We start from the raw sequence: 15,721 nt of genomic DNA, 5'->3' as shown, positions 1-15,721 counted from the left end.
CGCTGGCGCAGGATCTGCGCCGGGGCCATAGTTTTGTTCCCGCGGGCCTGATTGCCTGCCCAGAACAAGACAGAGACTGGCCATGACCAAGACTCTCCATCACCGTGCCTGCCACCTGTGCGAAGCCATCTGCGGCCTGACCATCGAGACCACCGAAACCGATGGCAACGTCGCGATCACCTCGATCAAGGGCGACGCGCTCGACACGTTCAGTCGCGGGCACATCTGCCCCAAGGCCGTAGCCCTGCAAGACATCCAGAACGATCCCGACCGCCTGCGCCAGCCGATGCGCCGGGTCGGCAGCGAATGGCTGCCGATCGAGTGGGACGAGGCCTTTGCGCTGGTGGCCGAGCGTCTGGCGGCGATTCAAGAGCGTCACGGGCAGAATGCGGTGGCGGTCTACCAGGGCAACCCGAGCGTGCACAACTATGGGCTGATGACCCACAGCAACTACTTTCTCGGCCTGCTGAAGACGCGCAATCGCTTCTCGGCGACTTCGGTCGATCAGTTGCCGCATCACCTGAGCAGTTACCTGATGTACGGCCATGGCTTGCTGCTGCCGATCCCGGACATCGATCACACCGATTTCATGCTGATCCTCGGCGGCAACCCGCTGGCATCCAACGGCAGCATCATGACCGTGCCGGATGTCGAGAAACGCCTGAAGGCGATTCAGGCGCGCGGCGGCAAAGTGGTGGTGGTCGATCCCCGGCGCAGCGAAACGGCAGCTATCGCCGATCAGCACTTGTTTGTGCGGCCGGGTGGCGACGCGGCGCTGTTGTTTGGCTTACTCAATACGCTTTTCAGCGAAGGGCTGACCCGTGACAGCCACTTGCCGGTTGATGGCCTTGATGAAGTGCGCGCAGCCGTCGCAACCTTCACTGCCGAAGCCATGAGCCCGCTGTGCGCCGTTCCCGCTGAACAGATCCGCCAACTGGCCCGGAACTTCGCCGCTGCACCAAGCGCTGTTTGCTACGGCCGGATGGGCGTTTCCACTCAGGCCTTCGGCACGCTATGCCATTGGGTCGTGCAGTTGATCAATCTGGTGACTGGCAATCTCGATCGCGTCGGCGGTGCCTTGTGCACAGAGCCAGCGGTGGATCTGGTGGCATCGACCTCGGGCGGGCATTTCAACAAATGGCAAAGCCGGGTCTCCGGGCGACCCGAGTACGGCGGCGAGTTGCCGGTGTCGGCGCTGGCCGAAGAGATGCTCACCGAAGGCGAAGGGCAGATTCGCGCACTGATCACCGTGGCCGGCAATCCGGTGTTGTCGACGCCGAACGGCCGGCAACTGGAGCAGGCGCTCGATGGTCTGGAGTTCATGCTCAGCATCGACCTGTACATTAACGAAACCACGCGTTACGCCGATCTGATTCTGCCGTCGACCTCGGCGCTGGAGAACGATCATTACGACACTACTTTCAATCTATTCGCGGTACGCAACGTCACCCGCTTCAACCGGGCGATTCTCGCCAAGCCCGAGGGCGCATTACACGACTGGGAGATCTTTGTCGGTCTAGCCAAGGCGTTTGCCGAGAAGACCGGCAAGGAGCTGAAACCGACGATGCCGCCGGCGAAGATGATCGACATGGGGCTGCGCATGGGCCTGTATGGCGATGCGTCCGAGCAAAAGCTGTCATTGGCGACATTGTTCGATCATCCGCACGGGATTGATCTTGGGGCGTTGAAGCCTAATCTGGTTGCACGCCTCAAGACGCCGAATCAACGGGTGCAGGCTGCGCCGCCGGAAATTCTCGCCGATCTCGCACGCTTTGCGGCCTTGCAGGCGCCGGCGGCCGATGAGCTGCTGATGATCGGCCGGCGCCATGTGCGCAGCAACAATTCGTGGATGCATAACTATCATCGTCTGGTGAAGGGCAAGCCACGGCATCAATTGCTGATGCACCCGGATGACCTCGCCAGCCGTGGGCTCAACGATGGTCAGTTAGTTCGCGTCAGCTCGCGGGTAGGGCAGATCGAGGTCGAGGTGCTCGGCAGTCTGGACATGATGAAGGGCGTGGTCAGCCTGCCGCACGGTTGGGGACATGCTCGGCCGGGCGTGCAAATGGCAATCGCCAGTGGGCAGCCGGGATCGAGTGCCAACGACCTGACCGATGAATGCCAGCTCGACGAGTTGTCGGGTAACGCCGCGCTCAATGGCGTACCGGTGACGGTGGCGGCGGCCTGAACGTGACCGTCGGGGAGACCGAGCATGGCGCTCGGGATTCCGTTACAATGCGTCACCGTGCCGACCCATGAGTCGGAAAGTTCAGCCGAGGTGCTCCATGGATATCATCGAAACGATTAAAGAGCAGATTGCCAACAACACCATTCTGCTTTACATGAAAGGCTCGCCGAATGCCCCGCAGTGTGGCTTCTCCGCGAAAGCTGCGCAGGCTGTAATGGGCTGTGGCGAGAAGTTCGCCTACGTCGACATCCTGCAGAACCCGGAAATCCGCGCCAACCTGCCAAAGTACGCCAACTGGCCGACTTTCCCGCAACTGTGGGTCGGCGGTGAGCTGGTCGGCGGTAGCGACATCATGGCTGAAATGTTCGCCAACGGTGAGCTGCAGACTCTGGTCAAGGAAGCATCGGCCAAGGCTGCTGCGGCCAAGTCCGAAGCCTGATCCGGCTTTTGTGGGAGCGAGCAAGCTCGCTCCCACAGGGATCTGCATCTGATCCGGGATTTGCCAATAAAAAGCCCCGCATCTCGAAAGAGGGCGGGGCTTTTTAGTGTCGCGAATTCAGCGGGCGCTTATTTACTCTTCGCCCATCTGCGATTGCAGATAGTTCTCAAGACCGACTTTATCGATCAGGCCCAGTTGGGTTTCCAGCCAGTCGATATGCTCTTCTTCGGATTCGAGAATGTCTTCGAGCAGTTCACGGCTGCCAAAGTCGCCAACCGATTCGCAATGGGCGATGGCGGCTTTCAGATCGGCGTGGCCGGTCTTCTCGATACGCAGGTCACATTCCAGCATCTCCTGGGTGTGCTCGCCGATGTGCAGCTTGCCCAGATCCTGCACGTTCGGCAGGCCTTCGAGGAACAGAATGCGCTTGATCAGCTTGTCCGCGTGTTTCATCTCGTCGATGGATTCGTGGTACTCGTGCTTGCCCAGCTTGTTCAGGCCCCAATCTTCATACATGCGTGCATGCAGGAAGTACTGATTGATCGCGACCAGTTCATTGGCAAGGATCTTGTTGAGATGCTGGATGACTGTAATGTCGCCTTTCATGATGGGAGTCCTGCCCTGTATTAGCTGTATATAAGGCGGAGTTTGAGCTTGGTACTTATAAGTGTCAAACCTAAGTTATTGAATAATAAATGAAATTAAATCTGAATAAGAATGTTTGTGTTCCGCGTCTAACGCCTAAGCGCTTGATTTGCGGGCATAAAAAAACCGGACATATGCCCGGTTTTTTGAAATGGGGGGGTAATTATGCCGCCGTAAATTCTACAGGGTAGGGGATCGCAGCCTGAGCGGTTTGCAGCTTGGTCAGGGTTTCGCGAACCACTTCCTTGGCAAGGCACGCACATTTGCCGCATTGGCTGGCGACGCCGGTGGCCTGGCGGACTTCTTTGTAGCTGCAGCAACCTTCATAGATCGCTTCGCGGATTTGTCCGTCGGTGACGCCAGTGCAGAGACAAACATACATAAGTGAGAACCGTCGCTGGTTGTGACTCAATTGCGATGGATCTTAATGTTAACGAGAATGATTGTCAAAGTGCTTTCTGAATGGTTTTCGATCGAAAGGCCGGTCACTGACGAACGGTGATTAATGGCGAATTGCCTGGCCCCGAAAATGCTGGTCCGTTATCCGCCTTGGGCAAAAAACCGTTAAGGACAGGCGAAAAACGCAGTGTATGATGGTCGGCCCTTGCGAAGAGGGTTCGTGTCACAGGGCTGTCGCCTCAAGGTGGCAGGCTGGCCCGGGCCCTGAACTTCAAGTTATTCACCAGGAGATATCCATGAGCGTACTCGTAGGCAAACAAGCCCCAGACTTCACCGTCCCGGCCGTACTCGGCAATGGCGAGATCGTTGACAGCTTCACCCTGTCCTCGGCCATCAAAGGCAAATACGGCCTGGTGTTCTTCTACCCACTGGACTTCACCTTCGTCTGCCCGTCCGAGCTGATCGCTCTGGACAACCGCATGGCCGACTTCAAGGCGCGCAACGTGGAAGTGGTTGCCGTGTCGATCGACTCGCACTTCACCCACAACGCCTGGCGCAACACTCCGGTCAACAATGGCGGCATCGGCCAGGTGAAATACACCATGGCTGCCGACATGAAGCACGAAATCGCCAAGGCCTACGACGTTGAGTCCGAAGGCGGCGTGGCTTTCCGTGGCGCGTTCCTGATCGACGACAAGGGTGTTGTTCGCTCGCAGATCATCAACGACCTGCCGCTGGGCCGTAACATGGAAGAGCTGATCCGTCTGGTCGACGCGCTGCAATTCCACGAAGAGCACGGCGAAGTCTGCCCTGCCAACTGGAAAAAAGGCGACAAAGGCATGAACGCTTCGCCAGAAGGCGTTGCGGCTTACCTGACCGAGAACGCTGCTGCCCTGTAAGGCGCAACGTCGCGGTACAAAAAAACCGGCCCATGTGGCCGGTTTTTTATGCGCGGGAAATACCCGACGAGGATCAGTCGTCGAAGTCTTCCCAGCCGCCCATCTGTTTCCAGCGGTTGACGATGCCGCAGAACAGCTCGGCAGTCTTCTCGGTGTCGTAACGCGCCGAATGCGCTTCACGGCCGTCGAAGTCGATGTCCGCTGCCTGACAGGCTTTGGCCAGCACGGTTTGACCGTAAGCCAGACCGGCCAGTGTCGCGGTGTCGAAGCTGGAGAACGGGTGGAACGGATTGCGCTTCATGTCCAGACGCGCAACCGCAGCATTCAGGAAGCCGAGGTCGAAGCTGCTGTTGTGGCCGACCAAAATCGCGCGCTTGCAGCCGTTGGCCTTCAGCGCCTTGCGGATGCCACGGAAGATGTCGGTCAGCGCAGTTTCTTCGCTGACCGCCATGCGCAGCGGGTGATCGAGCTTGATCCCGGTGAATTCCAGCGCTGCCGCTTCGATGTTGGCGCCTTCGAAAGGTTCGACACGGAAGAAGTAGGTGTGGTCCGGGTAAACGAAACCCTTTTCGTCCATGGCGATGGTGGTCGCGGCAATCTCCAGCAGAGCGTCGGTGGCCGAATTGAAGCCACCGGTCTCTACGTCGACGACAACCGGCAGGTAACCGCGAAAACGCGCTGCCATTGGGTGACGGGAACCGCCGCCGCCACTTTGACCGTCCAGTTCGTCGTCGAAATGGTCTTCACTCACGCGTGTTCCTCCAGCAGGCGCCAGCGCAGTTTTTCACCGGCGCGCAGCGGGATAACGTTCAGCTCGCCGAATGGCAGGCTGGTCGGGGCGGTCCATTCTTCGCGAACCAGGGTGATGCGATCGGTGTTGGTCGGCAGGCCGTAGAAGCGTGGGCCGTTGAGGCTGGCGAACGCTTCGAGCTTGTCCAACGCGTTGCGCTGTTCGAACGCTTCGGCATACAACTCGATGGCGGCGTACGCGGTGTAGCAGCCGGCGCAGCCGCAGGCGGCTTCCTTGGCATGCTGGGCGTGCGGCGCCGAGTCGGTGCCGAGGAAGAACTTCGCGCTGCCGCTGGTGGCGGCGTCGAGCAGGGCTTCCTGATGGGTATTGCGCTTGAGGATCGGCAGGCAATAGAAGTGCGGCCGAATCCCGCCCACCAGCATGTGGTTGCGGTTGTACAGCAGGTGATGCGCGGTGATGGTGGCGCCGACGTTGGCCGAAGCCTCATTGACGAACTGCACCGCGTCGCCGGTGGTGATGTGTTCGAACACCACTTTGAGCGTCGGGAAACGCTCGACGACACGGCGCATGTGCTCATCGATGAAAATCTTTTCGCGGTCGAAGACATCGACATCGCCACGGGTGACTTCGCCGTGGATCAGCAGCGGCATGCCGACTTCGGCCATGGCTTCCAGCGCCGGGAAGATCTTGTCGATGCTGGTCACGCCGGAATCGGAGTTGGTGGTGGCGCCGGCCGGGTACAGTTTGGCGGCGTGCACGAAACCGCTGGCCTTGGCCTCACGAATTTCTTCGGGCTGGGTGCGGTCGGTGAGGTACAGCACCATCAGCGGTTCGAAGCGACTGCCGGCCGGGCGGGCAGCGAGAATCCGCTGGCGATAGCCGTCGGCTTCAGCGGCGTTGCGCACCGGTGGTACCAGGTTGGGCATGATGATGGCGCGGCCAAAGGTGCGCGCAACATCGGCAACGGTATTGGTCAACACGGCACCATCGCGAAGATGAATGTGCCAGTCGTCGGGACGCAGCAGGGTCAGGCGGTCGGACATGAGGGGATTCCAGGCGGGTCAAACTGAGGGGAATGCTACCGGAAAAGACTCTTGCAGGCACCCGCTATCAAGTTTTGCAGGAACCTTCCGATATCCCGTAGGTATGCCGTAAACATAGTGTGAATCGGTCTTTGTGTTACAGAAGCCAATGGAGCCTCCCGTGCGCCAGCGATATTTAGCCTTGCTCAGTGTGTTTGCCAGCCTCCCCGCGATGGCGCTGACCTACCAGACGCGTCTGGAGAACATTGAGTGGACGGTCGAGGGCGACAAGTTCGAGTGCCGCCTGACCCAGCCGATCACCGATTTCGGCTCGGGCCAGTTCGTGCGCAAAGCCGGCGAGCAGGCGATATTCCGCCTCAATGCCTACAACGCCATGCTCGGCGGCGGTTCGGCGACGTTGCTTGCCGCGGCAGCGCCATGGCAGCCGGGGCGCAACGACATCAATCTGGGCAGCGTCAGGATCGGTACCGGCAACGTGCTGTTCAACAGTTCGCAATCCCAGGCCGGCGGGCTGATCAGCGGTTTGCTGGACGGTCGCAGTCCGGTGGTGCGCCGTGCGTCCGGCGATGGCCGGGTTTCGGAAGTGCGTCTGCTGCCGGTGAAGTTCAGCAAAGCGTTCAATGATTACCAGACGTGTGTGGCGAAGTTGCTGCCGCAGAATTTCGATCAGGTGAAGCAATCGCAGATCGGCTTCCCTGGCGAAGGCACCGATCTGGATGCCGCCGCCAAGGCCAGGCTGCAGGTGATGCTCGAGTTCATGAAGGCCGATCCGACGGTCAATCACATCGAACTGGATGGCTATTCCGACAACAGCGGCAACCGTCTGACCAACCGTGAGCTGTCGCGTCGTCGCGCGCTGGCGGTGGTCGACTTTTTCAAGGCCAACGGCATCGCCGAATCGCAGATCACCGTGCGTTTCCACGGCGAGCAATACCCGCTGGTGCCGAACAACAATGCGGCCAACCGGGCGAAGAATCGCCGGGTCAGCGTGAAGCTTGCACGAGTGGCGCCGACTACCGCGCCAGCACCGCAAGCCAGCACACCTGCCAACGCTGCGGCGACTTCCTGACCCGCCGGTCATCGTCGCGCTGTCGACAGATTCTGTCGCTTTGTCGTCTTAAGCTGTCGCGCCTCTGTAAATTATCGGATTTGAGCGGTAGACTCCTCGGCTTTCCGTAGAACCCCGTGGAGTGATGGCATGGCGGACGTAAACAAGGTCGTTCTGGCGTATTCCGGCGGCCTGGACACTTCGGTGATCCTCAAGTGGCTGCAGGATACTTATAACTGTGAAGTGGTGACCTTCACTGCTGACCTGGGTCAGGGCGAAGAGGTCGAGCCGGCTCGCGCCAAGGCTCAGGCCATGGGCGTCAAAGAAATCTACATCGACGACCTGCGCGAAGAATTCGTGCGTGATTTCGTGTTCCCGATGTTCCGCGCCAACACCGTTTACGAAGGCGAGTACCTGCTGGGTACTTCCATCGCACGTCCGCTGATCGCCAAACGCCTGATCGAAATCGCCAACGAAACCGGCGCCGACGCCATTTCCCATGGTGCCACCGGCAAGGGCAACGACCAGGTGCGTTTCGAACTGGGTGCCTACGCACTCAAGCCTGGCGTGAAAGTGATTGCCCCTTGGCGCGAGTGGGACCTGCTGTCGCGCGAAAAGCTGATGGATTACGCCGAGAAGCACGCGATCCCGATCGAGCGTCACGGCAAGAAGAAGTCCCCGTACTCGATGGACGCCAACCTGCTGCACATCTCCTATGAAGGCGGCGTGCTGGAAGACACCTGGACCGAGCACGAAGAAGACATGTGGCGCTGGACCGTCTCCCCGGAGAAGGCTCCCGACACCCCGCAATACCTGGAACTGACCTACCGCAACGGCGACATCGTCGCGCTGGACGGCGTCGAAATGACTCCGGCCACCGTACTGGCAACGCTGAACAAGATCGGTGGCGCTCACGGTATCGGTCGTCTCGACATCGTTGAAAACCGTTACGTGGGCATGAAGTCCCGTGGCTGCTACGAAACCCCGGGCGGCACGATCATGCTGCGCGCGCACCGCGCCATTGAATCGATCACCCTGGACCGCGAAGTCGCTCACCTCAAAGACGAGCTGATGCCGAAATACGCCAGCCTGATCTACACCGGTTACTGGTGGAGCCCGGAGCGTCTGATGCTGCAACAGATGATCGATGCTTCGCAGGTCAACGTGAACGGTGTGGTTCGCCTGAAACTGTACAAGGGTAACGTGATCGTTACCGGCCGCAAGTCCGACGATTCGCTGTTCGACGCCAATATCGCGACCTTCGAAGAAGACGGCGGCGCCTACAACCAGGCCGACGCGGCGGGCTTCATCAAGCTCAACGCGCTGCGCATGCGCATCGCTGCCAACAAAGGCCGCAAGCTGTTCTAAGCCTTGCAGGGCTGTAAAAATGGCGGCTTGTCTCAATGACAATGCCGCCATTTTCTTTTCTGTGTTTGTCTGACGTTAATCCAGAGCTTTGGTCATTGCCGCCAACTCCAGCATTTTCTTGAATGTCCACTTCAGGCATCTACTCTACGCTCATGCTCCTCTCAAAACCGTGGTGGTTTGTGTGCTTACGTTGTAAGCAACGAGAAGTTTGGCGCCTCCGCTTTTTTTCGACTGTTTGATAAGGGTCGGGATAATTTGCTTGAGCAAAACGTCGCACGCAGAGTCGGTCAAAAATACCACTGCCTTGGCTGAGTGTTTGCCAAGATGCGGAAAGTGTTCTGCCAGCGCATTGAACGCCTGTGCGCTACTCAACCGACGTACGTCTATGGCGCACAATGTGCCGATGGATTTAGGCAGCTGAATGTTGTGCTCAATCCACGGTCGCTCCGGGCAGGATTTGTCAGCGCTGCAAGGAGGGAGTTGCCTGAGGTCAACGCTATGTACAGACAACGTCCACTCCAATCCGTTGGCAGCTGATACTTCACCTACCACAGACGCTCTTGCTGGAGGCGAACAGGAGTGGAGCTCGGGCTGTTTCAACTCCTCGAAACTTTTTAGAAAACTGTCGTCCTTATCGAAGTCCGAGGGCGCATAGAGCGAACGGTAGTTGAAGTTCAGCGTTAAAAAGAATAGCAATAGCAAGTAAAACGGAAAGCTGATCAGGAACCAGATGTAGACTTCTCTTTCGGCGTTATCAAGAAAGGGTAAGGAAATGGCAGCCGATGATTCGGAAATAAATGCAAATATCGCAATTACAGTCATGGGGTTGGTTATTTTTCTTCTGATTTTTATCATGGAATGTGCTCATTAATTATGTATTTCCAATACGTATGTTGAGTTGTTTTTTATGGGGTGTTGCAACTTGCTGGTCGAGATAATTTTTATATTAAATGATAACGCTTGGATAGAAGTATCTTGTTTCAGATGTTGATTTATCAAAGTGTTTTTGATTGGTTTTACGTTGTTTTTTTCAACTTATAAGCTGCCGGGGCTGGCGCTGTGTAGCGATGTGCAGTCAATGGATTATCGCGTTTTTTCAGCCGCTCGCTGAGCCGTCTGCCTCGAAAGTAGAGTTCGCGTGGCTTTCAGGACGACATGTTTTTTGCGTCGATGTGAAGGCCAGAAGATACGTCATCCCATTTGAAAGTCGGCAGTATGGGTTTTTTTGTAGGAATAATCTTTATTTGCTGTAGGGAATGTCTTTTGCTGGGATTGCAATGAAACTCTCTTGTGCCATGTCAGAAGTGACTGGGCTATTGTGCGTGCTCTAAAAATTCGAACAGCGAAACTGGACTTGCCCATGAATAAAGTGCTGATCGTGGATGATCATCCCGTCATTCGTCTTGCTGTGCGTATGCTGATGGAGCGTCATGGCTACGAAGTCATTGCAGAAACGGATAATGGTGTGGATGCTTTGCAACTTGCGCGTGAACAGATGCCGGATATCGTTATTCTGGATATTGGAATACCGAAACTCGACGGTCTTGAAGTTATTGCGCGTCTGAACTCGACACCCATGCCGTTGAAAGTACTGGTGTTGACCTCCCAGGCACCGGGTCATTTTTCAATGCGCTGCATGCAGTCAGGTGCTGCGGGTTATGTATGTAAGCAACAGGATTTGACTGAGTTGCTCAGTGCGATCAAAGCGGTACTGTCCGGCTACAGCTATTTTCCAAACCAGGCTCTGCACACCGTGCGTACCAGTCTTGGTAATGCCAGTGAGGCCGATATGGTGGATCGCCTCTCCGGGCGGGAAATGATGGTGTTGCAGCAATTGGCGCGTGGCAAGACCAACAAGGAAATCGCCGACGGCATGTTTCTCAGCAACAAGACGGTCAGCACTTACAAGACGCGTCTGTTATTGAAGCTCAATGCCCGCTCGCTGGTGGACCTGATTGAATTGGCACAACGCAACGGACTGGTCTGATGATCAGAAATACCGATGGGGCATGGGCCGCTCAGTGTCGGATTCAGCAGAAAGTAAAAAGCCTCCGGTTCGGGAGGCTTTCAAGTGTCACAGATCAAAATCGTAATCGGCCAATTGCTTTTGCAGTCGGCGCTCCTCAAGCAGGTTATCGATGGTGCGACGTTTACTCAGATTGGTCTTGGCGACCTCGACCACCGGTTCGGCGTCGTCGGTATCCACAACGGTAAAATCTTCATCTACGTCCAGTTGTTCTTTGCTGTCAGTCATAAGGTGAACTCCAGGCTAAGACTGCCTTTGGCGCCCCTTATATCGATATTCCTGCTGCGGGTAAAAAAGATTTTTTCAATCGAAGAATCAATTATTCCAATAGCCAATCAATCGTCCGAGGTTTTGTGTTTGTACTCACACAAATCTTCGATGCGGCAGCTGCCACAGCGTGGCTTGCGCGCCAGGCACACATAGCGACCGTGCAGAATCAGCCAGTGGTGGGAATCCAGCAGGTAGTCTTTTGGCACAAACTTCATCAGCTTCTTTTCCACTTCAACCACATTTTTACCCGGGGCAATGCCGGTGCGGTTGCTCACGCGAAAAATGTGCGTGTCGACCGCCATGGTCAACTGGCGAAAAGCGGTATTGAGGACCACGTTGGCCGTCTTGCGACCGACGCCGGGCAGCGCTTCCAGTTCTTCACGCGTCTGCGGGACTTCGCCATTGTGCAACTCGACCAGCATGCGACAGGTCTCGATCACGTTTTTCGCTTTGCTGTTATAGAGGCCGATGGTCTTGATGTATTCGGACAGCCCTTCGACGCCCAGCGCGTGGATCGCCGCCGGGGTATTGGCCACCGGGAACAGTTTGGCCGTAGCCTTGTTGACGCCGACGTCGGTTGACTGCGCCGAAAGAATGACCGCGATCAACAACTCGAACGGTGAGGAATAGGCCAGCTCGGTCTTCGGCTCGGGATTGTCTTCATGAAGTCTGCGGAAAATTTCCAGACGTTTGGCGGCATTCATGGGTGATGTGTTTCCTTGGAGAGAGCGGTCGAGCGGGTCCAGGCCTGGCGGGCGGCGAGCAGTAGTCCGAGCAGGATGAGGGCGCCGGGAACCAGGGTGAGCAAGTGCAGCCCGTCGCTGAACAGAACCAGGCCTTGCCAGTGTTCCGACAGGCCGCCGCCGATGTGGCCTTGACCGAACAGTTCACGCAGTACCGCCAGCGCCAGTAGCAGCCCGCTCGACAGGCCAAAAAACGTCAGGCGCAGGCCAAATGCCTGACGAAAGAATCCGTTGTATTCCAGCACTACGCATTGCAAGGCGATCAGCCCGGCATAGATTCCGATGGACTGTTGCCACTGCAACGCCCAGCGCTGCGCGAGGATATTGGCGCAACTGGTCAGGGTGGCGGCCAGCAGCAGACTGGCCAGCATCAGGTTGTTGCCAGACAACCGTGAGCGCAGCGGGCCGATGCATGCGCCGTAAACCACCACCACAACGCTCGACATCAACAGCATGCCCAGCGCGCCAGCCAATGTCGCGCTGGTGCCAAGCAGCAGCATCAGCATCAACGTGTTTGTCAGATTCGTTGGCCGGATCATGATCCGCTCCCCAGCAAGGTTGCGCGGTGCTCATCAAAGTAACGCAGGGCGTCATGAATGGCATTGACGGTGGCCCGGGAAGTGACGGTTGCCCCGGCCAGTTGATCGAACTGTCCCTGATCTTTTTTCAGCGCCCAGCCTGCGTCGTCAGGTGCGTTGCGTGATTTACCGGTAAAAGTCGCCAGCCAGTGGTTCGGCCAGTCGCCGATAAGTCCGCCGAGCGCCGGGGTTTCGTTGTGCCGCAGGGTTTTTACCCCCAGCAGTCTGCCGTTGGCATCGATGGCGATCAGCAGTTCGATAGCGCCGGCATAGCCCTCGGTCTGGGTACGCAACAACACTGCCACTGGCTGACCGGATTTGCTTGCGCGGTAACCCGCCAGCAGCGTGCTGTGGCTCAACGTTGTATCAGTCAGCGCCAGCGGCTGCTCCAGCGGCTGATTGTCGTAGGCATCGGTCGCGAGTAGATCCAGCAACTTGCGGCTGTCGAGCAGGCGTTGCTCGCTGGCAATCTGCGGCGCACTGGCGCGCTGCACGACATAGGTCAGGCCGAGACCGGCACCGGCCAGCAGCACAAGCGCCACGAAAGCAGCTGCGCGGCTCATGATTGCACCTGCGTCTGGCGGGCAGCGGCAAAACGTTCCAGAGCCGGTACACACAGATTCATCAGCAACACGGCAAACGCGACACCGTCCGGGTAGCCGCCCCAAGTTCGGATCAGGTAAGTGAGCAAGCCGACACCCACGCCGAACAGCAGCCGGGCCAGAGAACTTTTGGCGCCCGACACCGGTTCGGTAATGATGAAAAAGGCACCGAGCATGGTTGCACCGCTCAGCAGATGAAACAGCGGTGAGCCGTGGGAATCGGAACCCGAACCGTTCCAGCAGAGCAGGCTGACGACAAACAGGCTGGTCAGCATGCCAACTGGCGCTTGCCAGGCAATCACCCGGCGCTGCAATAAAAACAGTCCACCGGCGAGAAACGCCAGATTGATCCACTCCACGTCGCGTCCACCGAAACGGCCGAATGCCGGGTTGGCAGCGAACAATTCATCCATGGTCAGACTTTTGTTGATGCGCAGGCTGTCCAGCGCGGTGGCTTGAACCCAGGCATCCGGGGTCTGACCCAGATTCAGGACCTGTGCAAAAGCGGCCTGCAGACTCATGCCATGCGCCGGCCAATGGGTCATTGGCTGCGGGAACAGCAGCATCGCCAGGGCGAAACCGAGCATGGCCGGATTGAACGGATTCTTGCCGATGCCACCGTATAAATGTTTGCCGAACAGCAGGCCCGAAGCCACCGCCGTAACTGTCAGCCACCATGGGCAATAGGGTGGCAGGGCGGCGGCCAGCAGTGTCGCGCTGACCAGTGCGCTGCCATCGCTGAGCGTTGGTTGCAGTGGTTGTCGGCGCAGGCGGGCGACGCCGGCCTCGATCAGCAGCGCGGTGCTCGCCGCCAGGATCAGGTTGATCAACACGCCCCAGCCGTAGAACCAGAACAACGCCAACAGCCCCGGCAGCGTGGCCAGCAGCACCCGCTTCATCGCCTGTTGCAGGCGATCATCCGGTGCTTCACGGGGCGACATGATCTTGCACCTGACGCTCGGCGGCCTGCAGGCGAGCGCGGGCCTTGTCGAGGACTTTGCCCGGCGTGTCGGCGCGGCGTTCGAGTTTGTTCAGGTCGGCGCGGGCGTAGGCCAGTTCGGTTTTCAACTGGCGGAGCTGATTGTCGATTGGGCGCTTTTCCACCCGCACCAGGTCAGGCGCAGGCTGCTCGCTCGCCGTCTCGGCGGCGTGAAGGGCTTGCTCGGCATCACGCAGTGCCTGTTCCAGCGTGGCAATTTGCTCGGCTGGCGCTTCGGCGGTCTGGGCCTTTTTCAATTCGGCGCGCCGCATGGCCAGCTGGATTTTCGCCCGTTTCAGGTCGGCGTCTTTCGCCGGAACCGGGGCCGCAGCGGCTGGAGCGGTGGCGGCGCTGCTTTCGAGTTTCGCCAACGCCTGTTCGGCGGCTTCAAACTGCTGTTGCAACACGATCAGTTGCGATTGCTGGTCGAAGGTCGGCGGATGGCCGAAGGCTTTCAGCGATTTGTGCAATTGCGCGCGGCTCATGGCGACATCGATCTTGGCTTTTTTCAATGCCGCGTCGGCGGTTGCGGCTTTCTGCGCGCGCACCCGTTCCAGAGCGGCCTGCACCGGATCGAGAGTAACCACCGCCGGTTGCGCTGCACGCTGCGCCCGGGCTTGGCGCTCAGCCTGTTTCTGCTGTTCTTCGCGCTGCAGGCGGGCGTTGCGGCGTTCAAAACGCTGGCGCGCATGATCGCGTTTGGCCGCGCGTGCGCGCTGCTCTTCAAGGCTCAACGCCAGACCACCGACCACAGGCAAGGTGCCGAGCGGCAGCGGATGCATTTCGATGCAGTCCACCGGGCACGGCGCCACGCACAGGTCGCAACCGGTGCATTCGTCGATCAGTACGGTGTGCATCAGTTTCGCCGCGCCGACGATGGCGTCGATCGGGCAGGCCTGGATGCACTTGGTGCAGCCGATGCACTCGGCCTCGCGGATGTACGCCACTTGTGGCGGTGCCGAGCCACGGCTGACGTCCAGTTCCAGCACCGGCACGTTCAACAGTTCAGCCAGGGCGGCGACGGTTTCGTCACCGCCGGGCGGGCACTTGTTGATCGGTTCGCCATCGACGATGCCTTGCGCATACGGCTTGCACCCGGGGTGGCCGCATTTGCCGCATTGGGTCTGCGGCAGGAGGGCATCGATGAGTTGAATCAGACTCATGTTTTGATCAGTCCACTGAATCCGAGAAAAATCACTGCGATCAGTCCGGCGCCGATCAGGTCGATCGGCAAGCCGCGAAAGGGCAGGGGAATGTCGTTGTCCGCCGTGCGTTCACGCAAGTCGCTGAACAGGCTCAGCACCAGCCAGAAACCCAGCCCGGCGCCGATGCTCAGCGCTGTTGCTTGCAGCAGGCCGCGATCATTTTGCGCGTTGATCAAGGCCAGCCCCAGTACGCCGGCATTACCCAGCAATAGCGGCCACAGTCCGTCGAACGGCCAGTCTGGCAGCGCACGAGCCAACAGCTTCAGCAGCGGCGCGATCAGCAGCACGCTGAGCGGCAAGAATACAAACAGCTGCAGTGCCTGCAATTGCAGCGGCACCAGTAGCCAGTGCCAGAGCACGTACCCGATGAAGCCGACGCTCAGCATCAGGCACGCCGTCGCCAACCCCAGCGCATGCACCTGGCGCCGACTGCCGGCCAGCAGCGGATCGACACCCAGCGGCCAGTGCAACACGAAGTTGTTGAGCAGGGCGGCACTGATCAGCGTAAGCGCAAGTTCGGTCATGGTTCTGCCGGCAG

Annotated in this window: 18 protein-coding genes; 6 read left to right on the top strand and 12 right to left on the bottom strand. The window is 58.5% G+C overall.

Translation table 11 applies throughout. The features are described 5' to 3' along the window. Positions 1–82: 82 nt before the first annotated feature. Both ACOYXI_RS13390 and grxD read left to right on the top strand, forming a co-directional pair. A complete protein-coding gene (locus tag ACOYXI_RS13390) occupies positions 83–2,188 on the top strand; it encodes a molybdopterin oxidoreductase family protein (protein ID WP_461674943.1) in 2,106 nt (701 codons plus the stop codon). Positions 2,189–2,285: 97 nt separating this feature from the next. Beyond that, positions 2,286–2,627: a Grx4 family monothiol glutaredoxin gene (gene grxD / locus ACOYXI_RS13385; RefSeq protein ID WP_003227729.1), complete on the top strand. Its 342-nt coding sequence runs from the start codon at positions 2,286–2,288 to the stop codon at positions 2,625–2,627. A 132-nt stretch (positions 2,628–2,759) separates the two neighbouring features. Here grxD and bfr read toward each other — a convergent pair whose 3' ends face one another. After that, positions 2,760–3,233, bottom strand: a complete 474-nt coding sequence (bfr, locus tag ACOYXI_RS13380) for a bacterioferritin (protein ID WP_003227727.1) — start codon at positions 3,231–3,233, stop codon at positions 2,760–2,762. Between the two features lie 202 nt (positions 3,234–3,435). Next, positions 3,436–3,654 (bottom strand): bacterioferritin-associated ferredoxin, encoded by a 219-nt coding sequence (locus ACOYXI_RS13375; RefSeq protein ID WP_003227725.1) that lies wholly within the window; start codon positions 3,652–3,654, stop codon positions 3,436–3,438. 313 nt (positions 3,655–3,967) lie between these two features. On the opposite strand from ACOYXI_RS13375, the gene ACOYXI_RS13370 reads away from it, so the two are divergent. Next, positions 3,968–4,570: a peroxiredoxin gene (locus ACOYXI_RS13370; RefSeq protein ID WP_007963972.1), complete on the top strand. Its 603-nt coding sequence runs from the start codon at positions 3,968–3,970 to the stop codon at positions 4,568–4,570. Positions 4,571–4,643: 73 nt separating this feature from the next. Here ACOYXI_RS13370 and rnt read toward each other — a convergent pair whose 3' ends face one another. Continuing rightward, positions 4,644–5,321 (bottom strand): ribonuclease T, encoded by a 678-nt coding sequence (gene rnt / locus ACOYXI_RS13365; RefSeq protein ID WP_007916667.1) that lies wholly within the window; start codon positions 5,319–5,321, stop codon positions 4,644–4,646. Beyond that, positions 5,318–6,364 (bottom strand): dihydroorotase, encoded by a 1,047-nt coding sequence (gene pyrC / locus ACOYXI_RS13360; RefSeq protein WP_095136952.1) that lies wholly within the window; start codon positions 6,362–6,364, stop codon positions 5,318–5,320. Before pyrC ends, rnt begins: the two co-directional genes overlap by 4 nt. Positions 6,365–6,524: 160 nt before the next feature. On the opposite strand from pyrC, the gene ACOYXI_RS13355 reads away from it, so the two are divergent. Further along, the gene (locus ACOYXI_RS13355) at positions 6,525–7,433 is read left to right on the top strand and encodes a flagellar protein MotY (protein WP_098965368.1); all 909 of its coding nucleotides are present in this window, start codon (positions 6,525–6,527) and stop codon (positions 7,431–7,433) included. Positions 7,434–7,562: 129 nt separating this feature from the next. After that, the gene (locus ACOYXI_RS13350; protein ID WP_027612065.1) at positions 7,563–8,780 is read left to right on the top strand and encodes an argininosuccinate synthase; all 1,218 of its coding nucleotides are present in this window, start codon (positions 7,563–7,565) and stop codon (positions 8,778–8,780) included. Positions 8,781–8,930: 150 nt separating this feature from the next. On the opposite strand, the gene ACOYXI_RS13345 is transcribed toward ACOYXI_RS13350, so the two are convergent. Further along, positions 8,931–9,635 carry a hypothetical protein gene (locus ACOYXI_RS13345; protein WP_461674942.1) on the bottom strand — a complete coding sequence of 235 codons (705 nt, stop codon included), beginning with the start codon at positions 9,633–9,635 and terminating at the stop codon, positions 8,931–8,933. A 505-nt stretch (positions 9,636–10,140) separates the two neighbouring features. Between ACOYXI_RS13345 and ACOYXI_RS13340 the strand changes: the two genes are divergently transcribed. Further along, a complete protein-coding gene (locus ACOYXI_RS13340; RefSeq protein ID WP_003227711.1) occupies positions 10,141–10,767 on the top strand; it encodes a response regulator transcription factor in 627 nt (208 codons plus the stop codon). Between the two features lie 87 nt (positions 10,768–10,854). On the opposite strand, the gene ACOYXI_RS13335 is transcribed toward ACOYXI_RS13340, so the two are convergent. The 7 genes from ACOYXI_RS13335 to ACOYXI_RS13305 form a co-directional block, all read right to left on the bottom strand. Then, positions 10,855–11,034, bottom strand: coding sequence for a PA3496 family putative envelope integrity protein (locus ACOYXI_RS13335; protein WP_027612063.1), 180 nt, complete (start codon positions 11,032–11,034; stop codon positions 10,855–10,857). A 107-nt stretch (positions 11,035–11,141) separates the two neighbouring features. Then, complete coding sequence (nth, locus tag ACOYXI_RS13330; protein ID WP_003227707.1) at positions 11,142–11,780, bottom strand: endonuclease III; 639 nt, start codon at positions 11,778–11,780, stop codon at positions 11,142–11,144. Continuing rightward, entirely contained in the window at positions 11,777–12,358 is a 582-nt protein-coding gene (locus ACOYXI_RS13325) for an Rnf-Nqr domain containing protein (protein ID WP_461674941.1), read from the bottom strand. Before ACOYXI_RS13325 ends, nth begins: the two co-directional genes overlap by 4 nt. Then, positions 12,355–12,960, bottom strand: a complete 606-nt coding sequence (locus ACOYXI_RS13320; protein ID WP_098965363.1) for an RnfABCDGE type electron transport complex subunit G — start codon at positions 12,958–12,960, stop codon at positions 12,355–12,357. The genes ACOYXI_RS13325 and ACOYXI_RS13320 overlap by 4 nt, the downstream gene beginning before the upstream one ends. After that, positions 12,957–13,940: an RnfABCDGE type electron transport complex subunit D gene (locus tag ACOYXI_RS13315; RefSeq protein ID WP_461674940.1), complete on the bottom strand. Its 984-nt coding sequence runs from the start codon at positions 13,938–13,940 to the stop codon at positions 12,957–12,959. Before ACOYXI_RS13315 ends, ACOYXI_RS13320 begins: the two co-directional genes overlap by 4 nt. After that, on the bottom strand, positions 13,927–15,141 hold the full coding sequence (gene rsxB, locus ACOYXI_RS13310; RefSeq protein ID WP_461674939.1) for an electron transport complex subunit RsxB: 1,215 nt from the start codon (positions 15,139–15,141) through the stop codon (positions 13,927–13,929). Before rsxB ends, ACOYXI_RS13315 begins: the two co-directional genes overlap by 14 nt. Then, entirely contained in the window at positions 15,138–15,707 is a 570-nt protein-coding gene (locus ACOYXI_RS13305) for an electron transport complex protein RnfA (RefSeq protein WP_103367379.1), read from the bottom strand. The genes rsxB and ACOYXI_RS13305 overlap by 4 nt, the downstream gene beginning before the upstream one ends. Positions 15,708–15,721 lie beyond the last annotated feature (14 nt).

The sequence above is a fragment of the Pseudomonas sp. G3-19 genome, assembly GCF_054855875.1.
Note: the sequence above shows the minus strand (reverse complement) of the source record. Positions and strands in the feature narration are given on the sequence as shown.

Excerpts from the sequence above, each read along its gene's own strand:
- ACOYXI_RS13390 (WP_461674943.1), top strand. The coding sequence starts at position 83 with ATGACCAAGACTCTCCATCACCGTGCCTGCCACCTGTGCGAAGCCATC.
- grxD (WP_003227729.1), top strand. The coding sequence starts at position 2,286 with ATGGATATCATCGAAACGATTAAAGAGCAGATTGCCAACAACACCATT.
- bfr (WP_003227727.1), bottom strand. The coding sequence starts at position 3,233 with ATGAAAGGCGACATTACAGTCATCCAGCATCTCAACAAGATCCTTGCC.
- ACOYXI_RS13375 (WP_003227725.1), bottom strand. The coding sequence starts at position 3,654 with ATGTATGTTTGTCTCTGCACTGGCGTCACCGACGGACAAATCCGCGAA.
- ACOYXI_RS13370 (WP_007963972.1), top strand. The coding sequence starts at position 3,968 with ATGAGCGTACTCGTAGGCAAACAAGCCCCAGACTTCACCGTCCCGGCC.
- pyrC (WP_095136952.1), bottom strand. The coding sequence starts at position 6,364 with ATGTCCGACCGCCTGACCCTGCTGCGTCCCGACGACTGGCACATTCAT.
- ACOYXI_RS13350 (WP_027612065.1), top strand. The coding sequence starts at position 7,563 with ATGGCGGACGTAAACAAGGTCGTTCTGGCGTATTCCGGCGGCCTGGAC.
- ACOYXI_RS13345 (WP_461674942.1), bottom strand. The coding sequence starts at position 9,635 with ATGATAAAAATCAGAAGAAAAATAACCAACCCCATGACTGTAATTGCG.
- ACOYXI_RS13340 (WP_003227711.1), top strand. The coding sequence starts at position 10,141 with ATGAATAAAGTGCTGATCGTGGATGATCATCCCGTCATTCGTCTTGCT.
- ACOYXI_RS13335 (WP_027612063.1), bottom strand. The coding sequence starts at position 11,034 with ATGACTGACAGCAAAGAACAACTGGACGTAGATGAAGATTTTACCGTT.
- nth (WP_003227707.1), bottom strand. The coding sequence starts at position 11,780 with ATGAATGCCGCCAAACGTCTGGAAATTTTCCGCAGACTTCATGAAGAC.
- ACOYXI_RS13325 (WP_461674941.1), bottom strand. The coding sequence starts at position 12,358 with ATGATCCGGCCAACGAATCTGACAAACACGTTGATGCTGATGCTGCTG.
- ACOYXI_RS13320 (WP_098965363.1), bottom strand. The coding sequence starts at position 12,960 with ATGAGCCGCGCAGCTGCTTTCGTGGCGCTTGTGCTGCTGGCCGGTGCC.
- ACOYXI_RS13315 (WP_461674940.1), bottom strand. The coding sequence starts at position 13,940 with ATGTCGCCCCGTGAAGCACCGGATGATCGCCTGCAACAGGCGATGAAG.
- rsxB (WP_461674939.1), bottom strand. The coding sequence starts at position 15,141 with ATGAGTCTGATTCAACTCATCGATGCCCTCCTGCCGCAGACCCAATGC.
- ACOYXI_RS13305 (WP_103367379.1), bottom strand. The coding sequence starts at position 15,707 with ATGACCGAACTTGCGCTTACGCTGATCAGTGCCGCCCTGCTCAACAAC.